Source organism: Sphingobacterium corticis (assembly GCF_042684745.1).
GTDB lineage: Bacteria > Bacteroidota > Bacteroidia > Sphingobacteriales > Sphingobacteriaceae > Sphingobacterium > Sphingobacterium corticis.
In genome coordinates, this window is record NZ_JBHUMA010000004.1 from 13,778 (window position 1) to 29,088 (window position 15,311).

General features: G+C 42.6%; 12 protein-coding genes. 10 read left to right on the forward strand and 2 right to left on the reverse strand.

The window, feature by feature from the left end; all coding sequences use genetic code 11:
- The first annotated feature begins 17 nt into the window (after nucleotides 1–17).
- The 4 genes from ACFSQ3_RS01175 (at nucleotide 18) to ACFSQ3_RS01190 (ending at nucleotide 4,821) form a co-directional block, all read left to right on the forward strand.
- Nucleotides 18–878, forward strand: a complete 861-nt coding sequence (locus ACFSQ3_RS01175) for a DUF4886 domain-containing protein (RefSeq protein ID WP_380866773.1) — start codon at nucleotides 18–20, stop codon at nucleotides 876–878.
- Between the two features lie 74 nt (nucleotides 879–952).
- Nucleotides 953–2,569: a glycerol-3-phosphate dehydrogenase/oxidase gene (locus tag ACFSQ3_RS01180; protein WP_380866775.1), complete on the forward strand. Its 1,617-nt coding sequence runs from the start codon at nucleotides 953–955 to the stop codon at nucleotides 2,567–2,569.
- Between the two features lie 12 nt (nucleotides 2,570–2,581).
- On the forward strand, nucleotides 2,582–4,087 hold the full coding sequence (gene glpK, locus ACFSQ3_RS01185; RefSeq protein ID WP_380866777.1) for a glycerol kinase GlpK: 1,506 nt from the start codon (nucleotides 2,582–2,584) through the stop codon (nucleotides 4,085–4,087).
- Complete coding sequence (locus ACFSQ3_RS01190) at nucleotides 4,084–4,821, forward strand: MIP/aquaporin family protein (protein ID WP_380866779.1); 738 nt, start codon at nucleotides 4,084–4,086, stop codon at nucleotides 4,819–4,821. The genes glpK and ACFSQ3_RS01190 overlap by 4 nt, the downstream gene beginning before the upstream one ends.
- Before the next feature lie 12 nt (nucleotides 4,822–4,833).
- Here ACFSQ3_RS01190 and priA read toward each other — a convergent pair whose 3' ends face one another.
- On the reverse strand, nucleotides 4,834–7,320 hold the full coding sequence (gene priA / locus ACFSQ3_RS01195; RefSeq protein ID WP_380866781.1) for a replication restart helicase PriA: 2,487 nt from the start codon (nucleotides 7,318–7,320) through the stop codon (nucleotides 4,834–4,836).
- Nucleotides 7,321–7,379: 59 nt separating this feature from the next.
- On the reverse strand, nucleotides 7,380–7,769 hold the full coding sequence (locus ACFSQ3_RS01200) for a DUF423 domain-containing protein (RefSeq protein ID WP_380866782.1): 390 nt from the start codon (nucleotides 7,767–7,769) through the stop codon (nucleotides 7,380–7,382).
- Nucleotides 7,770–7,903: 134 nt separating this feature from the next.
- On the opposite strand from ACFSQ3_RS01200, the gene ACFSQ3_RS01205 reads away from it, so the two are divergent.
- The 6 genes from ACFSQ3_RS01205 (at nucleotide 7,904) to ACFSQ3_RS01230 (ending at nucleotide 15,191) form a co-directional block, all read left to right on the forward strand.
- Nucleotides 7,904–10,522 (forward strand): hypothetical protein, encoded by a 2,619-nt coding sequence (locus tag ACFSQ3_RS01205; RefSeq protein ID WP_380866783.1) that lies wholly within the window; start codon nucleotides 7,904–7,906, stop codon nucleotides 10,520–10,522.
- Between the two features lie 85 nt (nucleotides 10,523–10,607).
- Nucleotides 10,608–11,618, forward strand: coding sequence for a DHH family phosphoesterase (locus ACFSQ3_RS01210; RefSeq protein ID WP_380866785.1), 1,011 nt, complete (start codon nucleotides 10,608–10,610; stop codon nucleotides 11,616–11,618).
- A gap of 27 nt (nucleotides 11,619–11,645) precedes the next feature.
- Complete coding sequence (locus ACFSQ3_RS01215) at nucleotides 11,646–12,638, forward strand: FKBP-type peptidyl-prolyl cis-trans isomerase (RefSeq protein ID WP_380866787.1); 993 nt, start codon at nucleotides 11,646–11,648, stop codon at nucleotides 12,636–12,638.
- A gap of 96 nt (nucleotides 12,639–12,734) precedes the next feature.
- Nucleotides 12,735–13,517: a TatD family hydrolase gene (locus ACFSQ3_RS01220; RefSeq protein ID WP_380866788.1), complete on the forward strand. Its 783-nt coding sequence runs from the start codon at nucleotides 12,735–12,737 to the stop codon at nucleotides 13,515–13,517.
- Nucleotides 13,518–13,519: 2 nt separating this feature from the next.
- Nucleotides 13,520–14,542, forward strand: a complete 1,023-nt coding sequence (locus tag ACFSQ3_RS01225; RefSeq protein WP_380866790.1) for an asparaginase — start codon at nucleotides 13,520–13,522, stop codon at nucleotides 14,540–14,542.
- A 43-nt stretch (nucleotides 14,543–14,585) separates the two neighbouring features.
- Nucleotides 14,586–15,191, forward strand: coding sequence for a hypothetical protein (locus ACFSQ3_RS01230; RefSeq protein WP_380866792.1), 606 nt, complete (start codon nucleotides 14,586–14,588; stop codon nucleotides 15,189–15,191).
- Nucleotides 15,192–15,311 lie beyond the last annotated feature (120 nt).

The following is a 15,311-nucleotide window of genomic DNA, read 5'->3' on the forward strand; positions in this document are numbered from 1 at the left end:
CATAAACAGTTATTACCATGAAAAGATTTTTAGCCCATTTCGTATTTGCCTTTTTGGCTGTGCAGATTGCGTTTGCACAAGGAAGTCCTAAAGCAAATAACCAGCAAGTTCTTAAAGTTTTAGCTATCGGAAATAGCTTCTCCGAAGATGCGTTAGAAAACTACCTGCATGAGTTGGCGAATGCTGTCGATCAGGAAATCATCATTGGTAATTTATACATCGGCGGAGCGCCATTAGATCTTCATGTAAAGAACACGAAGGCGGATAAGTCGGCGTATAGTTATCGAAAAGTTAAACAAAATGGCGAAAAAGTAACCACGGAAAACGTTTCCATTGCGCGAGCACTTCAAGACGAATCGTGGGATTATGTTAGTTTTCAACAAGCCAGTCCGCTTTCCGGAAAATATGATGTTATTATGCAGAGTTTACCGGAATTGTTAGCTTACGTTCGAGAGCGGGTTTCGCCACATACGCAATTCGTTTATCACCAAACTTGGGCGTATCAACAAGACAGCAAGCACGAAGGTTTCGTTGGTTACGATAATAGTCAGCAAATCATGTACAAATCCATTTCAAAAACATCCCGAAAACTGAGCAAAAACCACGATTTCGCTTTCATAGTTCCGGCGGGAACGGCTGTGCAGAATGGTCGTACTAGTAGTATTGGCGATGAATACACACGCGATGGTTACCATTTGAATTTGGATTTTGGTCGATTTACTGCAGCATGTACGTGGTACGAAAAGTTGTTCGGATTGGATGTTCGCAAGAACCCGTATAAACCCCAAAAGGTAACTGATTTACAAGCTGAAATTGCTAGAGCAGCAGCACATGCGGCCAACAAAAAGCCTTTCAAAGTTTCGCCGATAAAAAAATAAACACAACATCGTGTTTTCGAGAATGTCTCGCACGTTTATTGCATACGCTAAGCATCACATGATGCTATTGGCTTATGACACACTATGCGCAATTCACTCGCAGTACACAATTTGATCGATTAGCAAAAACCGAAGATTGGGATTTTATTATAATTGGTGGAGGAGCTACCGGTTTGGGCATCGCCGTGGATGCGGCTAGTCGTGGATTTAAAACTTTGCTTTTAGAAAAAACCGACTTTGCAAAGGGAACTTCTAGCCGAAGCACCAAACTCGTTCACGGCGGCGTTCGCTATTTGGCGCAGGGCGATATCAAACTTGTTTATGGGGCATTAAAAGAGCGATGGCGCATTTTTAAAAATGCCCCGCACGTATCAAGAAGCCAATCGTTCATCATTCCTTGTTACGGACTCTGGGACAAACTAAAGTACCTCATCGGTTTAAAACTTTATGATTGGTTAGCCGGAAAATACCGCATCGGGAAATCGGTATTACTTTCCAAAGAGGAAACGGCAAAAGAGCTTGGCAACCTCAAAACGGCAAAATTAAGCGGCGGTGTTCGCTATTTTGATGGACAATTTGATGATGCGCGTTTGGCGGTAAATCTTGCACAAACCGCGATGGAATATAAAGCCTGCGTACTAAATCACACCGAAGTTACTGCAATTAAAAAAGACAACTCCGGCGTGGTAAACGGAGTTCAATTCATCGACTCCGAAAAACAAATCAGCTATGATGCAAAAGGCAAAGCCATCATCAATGCAACGGGTATTTTTGTAGATGAAATCTTGTCTTTGGCCAGTCCAAAACAGCCAGATTTAGTGCGCCCCAGTCAAGGCAGTCATATCGTCGTCGACAAATCATTTTTACCGCAATCTGTGGATGCACTGATGATCCCGAAAACGAGCGACGGTCGCGTGTTATTTGGTGTGCCTTGGCAGGATTATTTGGTATTGGGAACAACAGATACGCCGATTAATCAAAAATTGGAAGAACCAAAACCATTAGCGGAGGAAATTGATTTTATCTTATCCACGGCAGCGGATTATTTGGTAAAACCACCAAAGAAAAACGATGTGCTAAGTACTTTCGCCGGATTACGCCCATTGGCTGCTACGCAAGGAAACAGCCAGCAAACAAAAGAGATTTCTCGCGACCATAAGTTGATTACCCACGAATCAAAAATGATTACGATTACCGGTGGAAAATGGACAACCTACCGGAAAATGGCCGAAGATACGGTTGATGCAGCTATTAAATTACATGGCTTAAAATCAATATCGTGTAAAACGGAATCGCTATCTATCCACGGTTCTACACGTTATTCTTCAGATACACATCCCCATTTATCAGGATATGGCAGCGATGCAGCGAATGTGTTGGCCTTGGAAGAAGACAATCCGCCATTTGCCAAAAAATTACATCCTTCCCTTCCCTACTCCATTGCTCAGGTGGTGTGGGCAGCGCGCGCTGAAATGGCTTGTTCAATTGAGGATGTGTTAGCGCGCCGACTGCGGTTGTTATTTCTAAATGCAAAACTAGCCATTGCCGTAGCACCGAAAGTAGCCGAAATATTAGCCACAGAATTGCATCGAGATCAATGGTGGGTTGATCATCAAATTCAGGAATTCACTACATTAGCAGAAGGCTATTTCATTTCACCTGTTCAGACTTCGTCCACAGAAAACCAATAAACCTCCGTAGCTATGAAGCCATACATATTATCCATCGATCAAGGAACGACCAGTTCACGTGCTATTTTAGTAGATCACGACGGACAAATTATTGATATCGCACAACAGGAATTCGAGCAACATTTCCCCCAATCAGGATGGGTGGAACACGATCCCATGGAAATTTGGTCTTCACAACTGGCAGTGATTACTTCCGTAATCGCGAAAAGCAAGATCCGATCAGCCGATATTCACGCAATCGGCATCACCAATCAACGTGAAACAACCATTGTTTGGGATAAAAAAACCGGAAGACCGATCTATCCGGCTATTGTTTGGCAAGATCGCCGTACGGCAGATTTCTGCGACGAATTGAAGGCTGATGGAAAAGAGGAAATGGTGCGCAAGAAAACGGGATTATTAATCGATTCCTATTTCTCAGCGACAAAAATCAGGTGGATTTTGGATCATGTGGATGGTGCGCAGGAACGCGCTGAAGCCGGAGAAATTGCATTTGGAACGGTGGATTCGTGGTTGATTTGGAACTTAACGAATGGCGAAAAGCATCTTACGGATGTTACAAACGCATCGCGTACCATGCTATTTAACATCCATGATTGCGATTGGGACGACGAGTTATTGACTTTGTTCAATATTCCAAAAGCCATATTACCGGAAGTGAAATCGTCTTCCGAGGTTTATGGAGAAACTGCGCTTGATGTATTGAAGACTGCCATTCCGATTGCAGGAATTGCAGGCGATCAACAATCAGCCTTATTCGGTCAATTGTGTATTGAAAAAGGAATGGTCAAAAATACGTACGGAACAGGCTGTTTTATGTTGATGAACACAGGCAACCAAGCGATTCAATCCGAACACAAGCTCGTAACAACCATTGCTTGGAAAATCGACAATCAAGTTACTTATGCCTTAGAAGGAAGCGTTTTTATAGGTGGCGCGGTAGTACAATGGCTTCGTGATGGATTAGGGGTAATTAAAAAATCAAACGATGTAGTTCGGCTTGCCGAGAAAGTGAGTGATACAGATGGCGTTTACGTCGTTCCGGCTTTTGCGGGATTAGGCGCTCCACATTGGGATTCGCGTGCACGCGGTAGCATCTTCGGGATTACACGCGGAACTACGGATGCACATATTGCGCGTGCTTGCTTGGAATCGATTGCTTTCCAAACATACGACGTGCTGGATGCGATGCAGCAGGATGCAGGGCATGACATTAAGGAGCTTCGCGTGGATGGCGGCGCAACACAAAATGAAATGTTATTGAATTTTCAGGCCGATCTGCTCGGGGCAACGGTTGTACGCCCGAAGAATATTGAAACCACCGCTATGGGCGCGGCATATCTAGCCGGATTAGCCACTGGATTTTGGAAGGATATGGACGAAATTCAGAAAAAATGGGAAATCGATCAAACATTCGAACCGGATGCGGAAGCAGATAGCACGCAAGCATTGCATGCTTGGCACGCAGCCGTAGAAGCGACAAAAGTTTGGGCAGCTTTAAATCATAAGAAACCATGAACAGCTTTGTTGCAGAATTGCTAGGAACATTTTTGATGATCTTGATCGGATGCGGCGTAGTTGCCAACGTCATCTTGAAGGACACAAAAGGAAGCAACGGCGGATGGATCGTGATTACCACCGCTTGGGCGCTCGCTGTTTTTATCGGCGTTTCGGTCGCCGGGCCGTACAGCGGGGCACATCTCAATCCAGCGGTAACCTTATCCGTTTGGATGATTGGAGAATTAAATACGCTGACTGCGCTTATTTATGCAGCAGCTCAGATTTTGGGCGGCGCATTAGGTGCATTTTGCGTTTGGCTAGTTTATCGTCCGCATTTCGACCGCACTGAAGATCCGGAATTAACGCATGGCGTATTTGCGACGGCGCCAGCTATTCGAAATATATCCTCCAATTTCTTTTCCGAGGTGATCGCAACTTTTGTACTGATCGGCACAATTTTGTTCTTTCAAGAACCGTCCGTTGAGTGGGAAAACACCGCTGGTGTGATTGGTTTGGGATCAATCGGAGCTTTGCCAGTTGCCTTTCTGGTTTGGGGAATTGGCTTAGGATTGGGAGGAACGACCGGATATGCTATTAATCCGGTTCGCGATTTAGCGCCGCGTTTGGTTTATCACTTATTACCTATCAACGCAAAACGTGCTTTCGATAAAAGCTATTTTTGGATTCCCTTAATTGCGCCATTTGTTGGTTCGATCGTTGCCACCTTGATTTTTCAGCTTTTGACGAAGTAGGCGAACCATGATTTAATAGGGATCTACATCCACCACAACGCGCACACCCGAATTCTTTTTGTCGATTTCAAAATGTACCAAAGCTTGACGGATGAGTTCCTTTACCTTAACAATACTGATATCTTTGCGCTCCACCTTCAACGTGATGGTTTGTATGTAGTTATTTCGAATACGCGCCACCAGAGGTTGCTCTGGACCGAGTACGCGTTTTTCCAAAGTTGTGCGAAGTAGATTTGCCAATTTATTGGCAGAATCCAAGCATTTATCTTGGTCGGCATGTTTCACATCTAGCCGAATTAAACGATAAAATGGCGGATAGTGATAATTTTTGCGCTCTGTAATTTCCTCCGTAAACATAGAAAGATAATCATGTTGCACGACCTGTTCTAAAACGCGATGATTTGGCGAATAAGTTTGGATGATCACACGACCTTGGGTTTGTCTCCTTCCAGCGCGGCCTGCAACTTGAGAAAATAGCGAGAAAGCGCGCTCATAAGATCGGAAATCCGGAAAATTAATCATGCTGTCCGCATTAATAATTCCAATAAGATTTACGCGTCCGAAATCTAAACCTTTTGCTACCATCTGCGTTCCGATCAGCACATCATACTCATGTTCATCAAAAGCAGTAATCACTTTTTGGAAACCATCCTTACCACGCGTGGTATCCAAATCCAAACGACCAATACGCAATTCCGGCATCAATAATTCTAACTCCTCTTCGATACGTTCGGTACCGTAACCTTTATTTTCCACATGCGTGGATCCGCATGCGGGACACAGCTGCATATTATCTTCAGAAAATCCACAGTAATGGCAATGCAAAAGGTTGCTCGATTTATGGTACGTTAAACTCACATCACATTGCACGCATTTGGCCACATAACCACATGTTTTACATTGTAAGAATGGCGTATGTCCGCGTCTATTTTGAAATAAAATGATTTGCTCCTTTCGCGCAACCGCATCTTGAATTCCTTGCACCAACGTTTTGCTGAAATAATTGACCATTTGATCCTTTCGTGCCTCCTCGGTCACGTGAACAATCTCGATGGCCGGTAGTTCCACTTCCCCGAAGCGTTCACTTAGGGTGACTAAACCAAATTTGTCCGCTTTCGCATTATAGAAACTTTCCACTGAAGGCGTCGCCGAACCCAAAAGCACTTTCGCTTGATGTGTATTTGCTAAGTAAATCGCTGCATCGCGTGCATGATACCGCGGTGCAGGTTCATATTGCTTATAAGAACTTTCGTGCTCCTCATCCACAATCACCAAACCTAAATCCTTGAACGGCAATAGAACAGCAGATCGCGCTCCGACGATGATTTTTATTTCGCCGCGCAGCACTTTGTACCACATTTCAGCGCGTTCATTATCATTGAATTTCGAGTGGTAAACGCCCAATTCGTCGCCAAAATATAACTTTAAGCGTTCCGTAATTTGAGCGGTTAAGGCAATTTCCGGCAACAAAAACAATACGCCTTGCCCTTGTGCCAAAACCTGTTCCATTAAACGGATGTAAAGCTGTGTTTTTCCGGATGCCGTTACGCCATGCAATAAAACGACTTCCTTCTCATGAAAAAGTTGGTTAATCTGGTCGAAAGCTTGCTGTTGCGGCGTGCTGAATTTAAAATCCTTCTGCAAAACAATATCCGATCCTTGGAAACGGCTTACTACCTTCTCCTCTACCTCGAAAACGCCTTTATCGATTAATGCGGTAATTGCTCCAGCCCCACAACCCGATGTTTCCATCAACAACTGGCGAGAAATGTCGATATCCTGCTTTTGCAATTGCAATAAGGCTAATACCGCATCTTGTTGTTTCGGCGCACGATTCAGTTCATCCAATATGGTTCGCTTTCCTTCGCTGTCGTTATACATCGAAGCTAAACGCAAGAAGGTCTTTACTTTTGGTTTATAACGTTGTTTGATTTCTTCGGAAATAAGAATAAATCCTTTATCAAATAAGTTTTTGAGTAATGGAAAAACCGTTTTTTGACCGAGAATCTTGATAACATCGCTAATACGCAACTCGCCTGCAACATCCAAGGCATCCATTACCAAAAATGCCTTATCACTTAATTCACTTCGACCACGTTCTTCTGAATCGGCTGCGCGAATTTTCGTTTCCGATGCCATTTTTAGCGCAGCCGGTAATGCCGCTTGCATCACATCGCCGAGATGGCACATGTAATAATCGGCTATCCAACGCCAGAAATCCAGTTGTCCCGCAGCAACGATGCTTTCTTCATCGACCACATCCAAAATATACTTTGCTTCGTAGCGCTCCGGCCCTTCCTCCGTAACGTGTTCAATGATTCCAGCATAAATTCGATTTTTCCCGAACTGCACAATGACGCGCACACCGATTTTCACGTTTCCACGCAACGCATCCGGCACCCGATAGGTGTAGGATTTAGCAATAGATAATGGCAAAATGACTTCTACAAATAGCGTCTTTCGCGCATCTGCCGAATGAAATAGCGAAGCTGAGGACATATACAAATGTAGAAAATTGACCCCTGATAAGAAAGGTCAAGCATGCTGTTCAGAAATAATTAAGCGCGATGGCGTAAAGCTGCGGAAAATAAACCGATCCAACCAACGATGAAGAACAGTCCGCCGATCGGCGTAATCGGCCCTAGCAAAGCGGTCTGCGTAATTCCAAGCAATTCGCGGGTGCTCAACAAATACAAGGAACCTGAAAACAAGAAGATCCCGACCGTAAACGCAATAAACGAAAGGCGAATAGATTGGCTTTTCGCTCTGGAAAAGGTAGAAAGAAACAATAAGGCCAAGGTGTGATAAAAATGGTAGCGATTGCCCGTCTCCCAAGTTTCTAACTGCGCTTCGCTCACTTTGCCTTCTAAACCATGCGCTCCAAATGCGCCTAAGATGACGGCCATCATCCCTAAAAATGCTGCGGTAAGAATAATCTGTTTGTTCATAACGAGTGCGCCAACTTATCGAGTTGGCTTTACGTCGTTAAATGTAAAGATTTTAGTGCGAAATAATCGTCAACCCACACAATTTATACCAATTATGACAGAAAGTTGCAGGTAGTTTTATAGGTTTGTAGTACATGAAAGGTACCATTATAGTTTCGGTTGTATTATTTGTAGCAGTGGTAGCAGCATCCATTTTCTACTTTACTGGCTTAGGAAGCGTGCAAAAGGATCTGGCAGCGCCGTTAGCTTCTTTGCCGGAGGAAACCCTTTTTGTAGCGGCTTTTAAAAACGATGAAACCACCGATAATATCTTTAAAGATTATGAAGTATTTGATGCTATCCTTGGTTTTAAGCAAAAAGCGAGATTAGATTCCTTGAAACAGGAGGTGCTTCGCAGCCCAGTGTTATCCGAATATTTATCGGGAACCGATGTATATATCTCTTTTCATCAAGTGGAAAAAGAAGTTGAGACCTTGTTTACTATTCCCACTTCCGAATCCATTGACGCAAAGGAAATATCGAGCGTACTCAATCAAATCGAAAAACCTTACAACATTGCACCTTTGGATACCTTGGGCAATACCATATATGCATTGACCAGCGATAGCAGCAATCTATCCTTATATATTGCCTATCAAAACGACATATTCTCCGTTTCTCCTTCCGTTTCCGTATTAGCCAAAGTGCTGGATAAACGCCATCCAAAATTATCACGCGATCGCATCAACTTTTATTTGGAACACACCAACCGAAACGTTCCGTTAAGCATTTACTTTGCGCACCAACAGGTAGATAGCCTAACCAAGCAATTTCAACGTAACCGTCCGCGCGATTTCATGCAGCAGTTTTTGGGATTAGGCGGACAATCTGCATGGAACATCAATTACAAACAGGATGCGCTGATGCTAACCGGAGAGAGTGAATTAGCCAAAACAGAGAACAGCTACATCGCGCTTTTTGCGAAACAACAAAAGCAAACCCAACGTTTGTACAACTATTTCCCATCCAATACGGCGCTGTATTTAGAATATGCTTTAAGCGATGAGCGCGGATTCCGACAAGATTTAGAACGATACGTCAGCAAGAAAACCAGTCAGAAACGCGTTTTAGATCAGATTGCCAATTTGAGGAGCAGTCGGCAATCATTAATGCAAAACCTCGAGCAGTCGATCGGAAAGGAATTTGCCTTACTTGAATTGGATAATGGCAATTACTTAGGTTTCGCTTCGCTGAAAGATTCGACAGCTTTCGAAAAAATATTGGATGACGTTGCTGAATCCGCTGGCGACAACATTTACCGTTTTAAATACGAACATTTGATGTATGCGTTTTATGGAGATGCGCTACAAAATTTCCAGCGCCCCTATTTCACTATCGTGGATGACATTATTGTGATGGCCAATCAATCAAGCACCTTGACAGATTACCTGCGCCGCTGGCGAAACAGTGATTTATTGATCGGTACGTTAGGTTTTAAAAACTACGAACGCCTGCAAGGCAATGAAGCCAACGTCACGTTCTTTGCGCACACGAAGAATGCTTCGCGCATGTTGGGCAATAATTTGGCGACGACGTACGCACGCAATTTCCGAAACAACAAAGATTTCGGTTATCAAGATTTCTATTCATGGTCGGTACAGTTGACTGGAAATGGTGGAAATTTTATCAGCAGCATGTATGGAATTTACAAAAGTTCGAACGCATTGGGAGTTTCTGCAGACTGGACATACGCCTTCAACAACCGATTAATTACAAGGCCGTATGTTTTTGAACATTCGGATACAAGCCAGTTCATTTTGGCACAAGAGCAGGACCACACGGTTCATGCTATCCATCCAAGCGGAAATAAAATGTGGTCGGCTGTATTTTCCGGACGTATCATTGGCGATATGGTACAGTGGAAAGATCGATCGATCTTTCTCGTTACCGATCGGAATCGTTTGTATCGCTTTGATACGAATGGCAAGGGAATGGATGGCTTTTCTTTGGGACTGCCGGAAGAACCTACAGGTTCGCCAACCATTGCGTCCTTAGCAGGTCAAGATATTATCTTAGTTCCTTTGAGCGATCGGCTGGAAGCGTATGATATGCAAGGTAATATTGTCGACAATTGGGATATGGAGCGTGTATCTGGCAGACTATTACCCGGCATACACCTTTGGAAAGATTTCATTGTGGTGGGAAGCACGAAAGGTTTCGTCTATTTCTTGGGAAGCGATGGAAAAACAATCAAGCGTTTGGATGGTGGTGACGAGGAAATTTTCCGTAGCGAACTTGGTCGCGTATCACGTGCAGATGAAGAATATTTCGTTGCCACAGATACAGAAGGTATTTTGCATTGGTTTTCTTTCGATAAAGAAAATAGAACGACGCAGCTTCCTGACCTTTCTGCTAAACATCGAAGTTATTTTGCGCATCTTTCTTCGCCAAGCAATACGGATATGGTGATCTTAGACGATAACATGATGTACGTTTATGAACTCGGCGACAGCGTAACCACAAAATTTAAGCAAGGTTTTACTAAAGATCTATCAACTACTCCGCTTTTTCTTCCAAACGGTTCGGTCTCGCAATTGGGTATAAGTATTCCGTCCAACAACATCATTTATGTATTCGGAGAGAATGGAACACCAACAAGTGGATTTCCAATCGAAGCGCTGCCTTTGTTTTATTATGGTAGAATAAATTATAATGGCGCCAACTACTTACTCTCTACCAAACGCGATCATAAACTGTATGCGTACAAGCATTAATAAATTGTATCACATCGATTTAGCGATCCGTAAAAATATTTTATTCGCGCATTTTTTTTGGTAGGTTTGCACTCAAGATTTATATATGCTAGCAGGAAAAGAAAACATTAAATTATTAGATTCTCCGCAGAAAATTGTTATCACAACACATCATAAACCGGATGGAGACGCTTTAGGTTCTTCGTTGGGATTAGGACAGTGGTTGCGCGCTCGTGGACACGATGTTTCCATTATTGTATCTTCCGATTTCCCAACCTTTTTAGATTGGATGCCTGGACGCGAGGAGGTGCTCATTTTCCCGCAAGACCCAGAAAGATATCAAAAGCTTTTCGATGATGCGAGCTTGATTTTCTGTTTAGATTACAGTGTGCTATCACGCACGAATATTTTAGAACCAATCATCCGCGAAGCGAAAGGACAAAAATGGATGATTGACCATCACCTCGATCCCGAAGATTTCGCCGATTTAAGTTATTGGGATTCCAACGCTGCCGCAACGGCGCAATTGGTTTACCGTTTTATTTGCGAAGAGCTCAATGGACACGATACGCTGAACTCCGATATGGCCACTTGTTTATATACAGGTATCATGACGGATACCGGATCATTTCGTTTTAAAGCGGCAAATGCCGAAGTCCACCGCATCATCGCAGATCTTATTGAAATCGGCGTAAAAAATTGGGAAATTCATCAAAACGTTTATAATAGCTCCACGGAGAATCGCTTAAAGTTTCTTGGTTATTGCTTATTGAACTGTTTGGAAGTGATTCCAGAATACAATACGGCCATATTTGCATTAAGCAAAGATGATCTGCAACAATTTTCGATAACGACTGGAGATACAGAAGGTTTAGTCAACTACGCACTATCCATTAAAGGCATTCGTTTGGCCGGATTATTTGTTGACAGAACCGAATTAATTAAACTATCTTTGCGTTCGATTGGAGAAATTCCCTGCAACGAGATTTGCAAGAATCACTTCAACGGTGGCGGACATTTGAACGCTTCCGGCGGGAGTTCGACAGAAGATTTACTAACCGTTGTGAAACGCTTTAAAGAGGTGCTTCCTCAATACAAAGAAATTTTAACAGCTTAACATTAAAATTATACATTCAAATACAAAATGAAGAAGTCAATTCTATTTTTAACGGCAGTTGCCGCTTTAGCAATGACCGCATGCCAAAGTTTCAAAAAAGGTGATGGTGGGTTAGAGTACAAATTTATTGAAGAAGGTAGCGGAGAAAAAGCGACTACTGGTGATGTCTTGGCATTCAACCTAATTGTGGCTACAGATCGTGATTCAATTTTAGCAAACACCTATGACTTAGGTTTGCCTCAAGCACAACCAGTAATGCCGGATTCTATGTTGCAAGGCGCTTATCCTGGTGATCCGAATAGTATTCTACGTATGTTAGGTGAAGGCGATAGCGCTGTATTCCGTATCAACTTGGATACGATGGCAGCACGCACTGGACAACCAAAACCAGAATTTGCTGACAAATACATCCAGTTCACATTCAAAGTAGAAAAACTTTTCAAAAAAGGCGATCTTGCTGACTCGGTATTGTTCGAGCAAGTAAACAAATACTTCGAAGGCGAAATTGAGAAAATCAAAAACGCGGAAGAAGGAAAGATCAACGCCTATATTCAGAAAAACAAATTGCAACCAAAGAAAACTGCTTCTGGATTGCAATACGTAATTAAAGAAGAAGGTGCTGGTAAATTAGCAGCTATTGGCGATACCGTTGTATTGAACTACACAGGTTCTTTGGCGGCAAACGATAAAATGTTTGATACCAACAACCCAGAAGTAGCAAAGAAAAACGACATCCATAGCCCAATGCGCACTTACGAGCCAATTCGCGTACGTGTAGGGAAAGACCCAGTTATCGCTGGTTGGACTGAGGGTTTGCAATTACTTAAAAAAGGTAGCAAAGCAACTTGGATTATTCCTTCAAGCATCGGGTACGGACAACAGGGATCTATGGGACAAATTCCACAGTACGCACCGTTGGTATTTGAAGTAGAAGTATTAGATATCATTGCTGGACCAAAAGAGGAAGAAGCTCCACAAGTTCCGGCAGGACAATTTGCTCCTACCACTCCGACAAAGTAAACTGAAAAAATTTCAACAAAAAACGCGATTCCTTAAAAGAATCGCGTTTTTTGTTGGTACGGCTATTTCCTAATTAATAAAGTGTTAATTTTGAATATGAGTCAGACTGATTGTGTGTTAACGGACACGCACACCCATATCTACTACCATTCAGGTACGCCACAACTTCAGGAGCATATCGGTCGTTGTTTGGAGCAGCATGTTAATCGCCTCTTCTTGCCCAATGTCGACGTTGCGTCCATCGCGCCCGTCATGCAAACGGTTCACGCATTTCCCAACCATTGCTTTCCGATGTTGGGTTTACATCCCTGCAGCGTGACCGAAAATTATCTTTCCGATTTAAAAACTATCGAAGAAGCCATTCAGCAGCACAAAATTTATGCGATTGGCGAAATTGGGATTGATCTTTATTGGGATAAAACGACGTTAGCCATTCAGCAAGATGCATTCCGTATTCAGATTGGCTGGGCGAAAGCTTTGGGATTACCTATTGATATTCATTGTCGCGAAGCGTTTGATGAGGTTTTTGAAATTTTGGAAGAACTGAAAGATGATAAGCTTTTCGGTATTTTTCATTGTTTTACCGGAACATTGGAGCAAGCGCAGCGCGCTATCGATTTAGGTTTCAAATTGGGCATTGGCGGAGTAGTTACTTTCAAAAAAGCAGGATTAGATGCTGTGGTAAAAGAGATTCCGTTGGAACATATCGTGTTGGAAACTGACGCGCCCTACCTCGCTCCTACGCCATTTCGTGGCAAAGAAAATGAAAGTAGCTATTTGCGATATATAGCCGAAAAAGTGGCTGATCTACACGAAATATCCATTGAGCAGCTCGCTCAAATTACTACGAAAAATTCAATCGACGTTTTTGGAATTTAATTATGCATAACATCTTTATCATATATACTGGCGGAACCATCGGCATGGTAAAAGATCCTGAAACGGGATCATTCGTGCCGTTCGACTTCCAATTAATCGCCAATAATTTACCGGATCTTAGTCGGCTGAATTATGAGATAACCGTGCATTCTTTTGATCCCATTATCGATTCATCCGATATGAAGGAACATATCTGGATTGAAATGGCCGAAATTATCAAAAAGAATTACGCGCTGTACGATGGATTTGTAATTTTACATGGATCGGATACGATGTCATTTTCCGCGTCCATTCTAAGTTTTATGCTGGAAGGATTGCAGAAACCGGTGATCTTATCAGGTTCGCAACTTCCAATCGGAGAAATCCGTACGGACGCACGCGAAAACCTGATGACAGCGCTAGAAATTGCTTCCGCGAAGCGCGATGGTCGGTCAATCGTGCAGGAAGTATGTATCCTATTCGACAATAAATTGTTCCGCGGAAACCGTTCCTTCAAATATAATTCAGCCAAATTCGAAGCATTCCGCTCGCCCAATTATCCGGTTTTGGCGGAAGCCGGAATTCATATTCAGTATAATGATGACGCTCTATTGGATAATACGGGAAAAGATTTCATCATGCATACCAGTTTGGATAATCGCGTAGCGGTACTCAAACTTTTCCCGGGAATCAACCGAAATACGATTCATCAAATCTTGCATTGCGGAGCGCGCGGAATTATCATGGAAACATTCGGTTCAGGAAACACGATGACGGACCAATGGTTTTTGGATGAACTTTCGGAAGCGGTTTCGTCGGGAATCAATGTAATTGATATTTCCCAATGTAAAGTAGGTTCGGTGGAAATGGGACGCTATGGCACTAGCGCCATGCTAAAAGGAATTGGGGTATTGAATGGATACGATATGACCTTCGAAGCAGCAATCACCAAGTTAATGTATCTGCAAGGTCATTTCTCCGATCAACAAGCGGTAGCGGAATACGTAGAAACGCCTATTCGCGGCGAGTTGACACCAAATGATTAATAAAGTTATACGAAAGATAGATAACGTTTTAATAAGTGAAAAAATGAACAAATTTACCTTTATAGTTGGGCCTGTTGCCGCTGGGAAGTCAACGTTCATGGAAAACAAGTTGTACAACCTCGATAATAAGGAATCCAACTTTTTTGATCACGATAAAATAAAGTTGATGATTCAGCTTTACGCTGAAAATAAAAATAAGATCAATGACCTAAATCTTGCAAATGCATTAAAAAATGCCATACAGGACAGTATTCGAAACAACAAAGACTTTATGATGCAAATACATTTTACAACAGAACAGTTGAGTCAAATCAATACGTACCTGCATCAAAATAAAAATCATTTCGAGTTTGAAGCGCACTTTATCGGGGTAGCAACTGTAGATGTTTTGAAAGAACGTGCTAACAAAAGAGAACTTTTAGGTGGGCATTCGTCAGAGGGAAAGTCCATTCAAAAATCGTTTGATCAATCTTTTAAGAATTTCGCAACCTACCTCCCTAAATTTCAAATTGCAACTATTTGGGATAATACGAAGGATTTTGGGTTTCAGAATATGGAAAAACAATTGGTTTTCGAAAATGGCAAATTAACTTTCGAAAACCCCAACATAACGGAATACGCAAAATCTCTTTTAGGTTACCTTGTTTAAGGAATTCTGCTTCGCTATTATTTGGCAGGATAAAATGTCCTGCTCAATGAATTAAAGCAGAATCCCTACCAAAATCACATTAAATCCATTTTTACATTTCATCATCTAAAGAATAACATA

Bases quoted from the DNA above. Each gene is read 5' to 3' on its own strand.
- ACFSQ3_RS01175 (WP_380866773.1), top strand. From the start codon at position 18: ATGAAAAGATTTTTAGCCCATTTCGTATTTGCCTTTTTGGCTGTGCAG.
- ACFSQ3_RS01180 (WP_380866775.1), top strand. From the start codon at position 953: ATGACACACTATGCGCAATTCACTCGCAGTACACAATTTGATCGATTA.
- glpK (WP_380866777.1), top strand. From the start codon at position 2,582: ATGAAGCCATACATATTATCCATCGATCAAGGAACGACCAGTTCACGT.
- ACFSQ3_RS01190 (WP_380866779.1), top strand. From the start codon at position 4,084: ATGAACAGCTTTGTTGCAGAATTGCTAGGAACATTTTTGATGATCTTG.
- priA (WP_380866781.1), bottom strand. From the start codon at position 7,320: ATGTCCTCAGCTTCGCTATTTCATTCGGCAGATGCGCGAAAGACGCTA.
- ACFSQ3_RS01200 (WP_380866782.1), bottom strand. From the start codon at position 7,769: ATGAACAAACAGATTATTCTTACCGCAGCATTTTTAGGGATGATGGCC.
- ACFSQ3_RS01205 (WP_380866783.1), top strand. From the start codon at position 7,904: ATGAAAGGTACCATTATAGTTTCGGTTGTATTATTTGTAGCAGTGGTA.
- ACFSQ3_RS01210 (WP_380866785.1), top strand. From the start codon at position 10,608: ATGCTAGCAGGAAAAGAAAACATTAAATTATTAGATTCTCCGCAGAAA.
- ACFSQ3_RS01215 (WP_380866787.1), top strand. From the start codon at position 11,646: ATGAAGAAGTCAATTCTATTTTTAACGGCAGTTGCCGCTTTAGCAATG.
- ACFSQ3_RS01220 (WP_380866788.1), top strand. From the start codon at position 12,735: ATGAGTCAGACTGATTGTGTGTTAACGGACACGCACACCCATATCTAC.
- ACFSQ3_RS01225 (WP_380866790.1), top strand. From the start codon at position 13,520: ATGCATAACATCTTTATCATATATACTGGCGGAACCATCGGCATGGTA.
- ACFSQ3_RS01230 (WP_380866792.1), top strand. From the start codon at position 14,586: ATGAACAAATTTACCTTTATAGTTGGGCCTGTTGCCGCTGGGAAGTCA.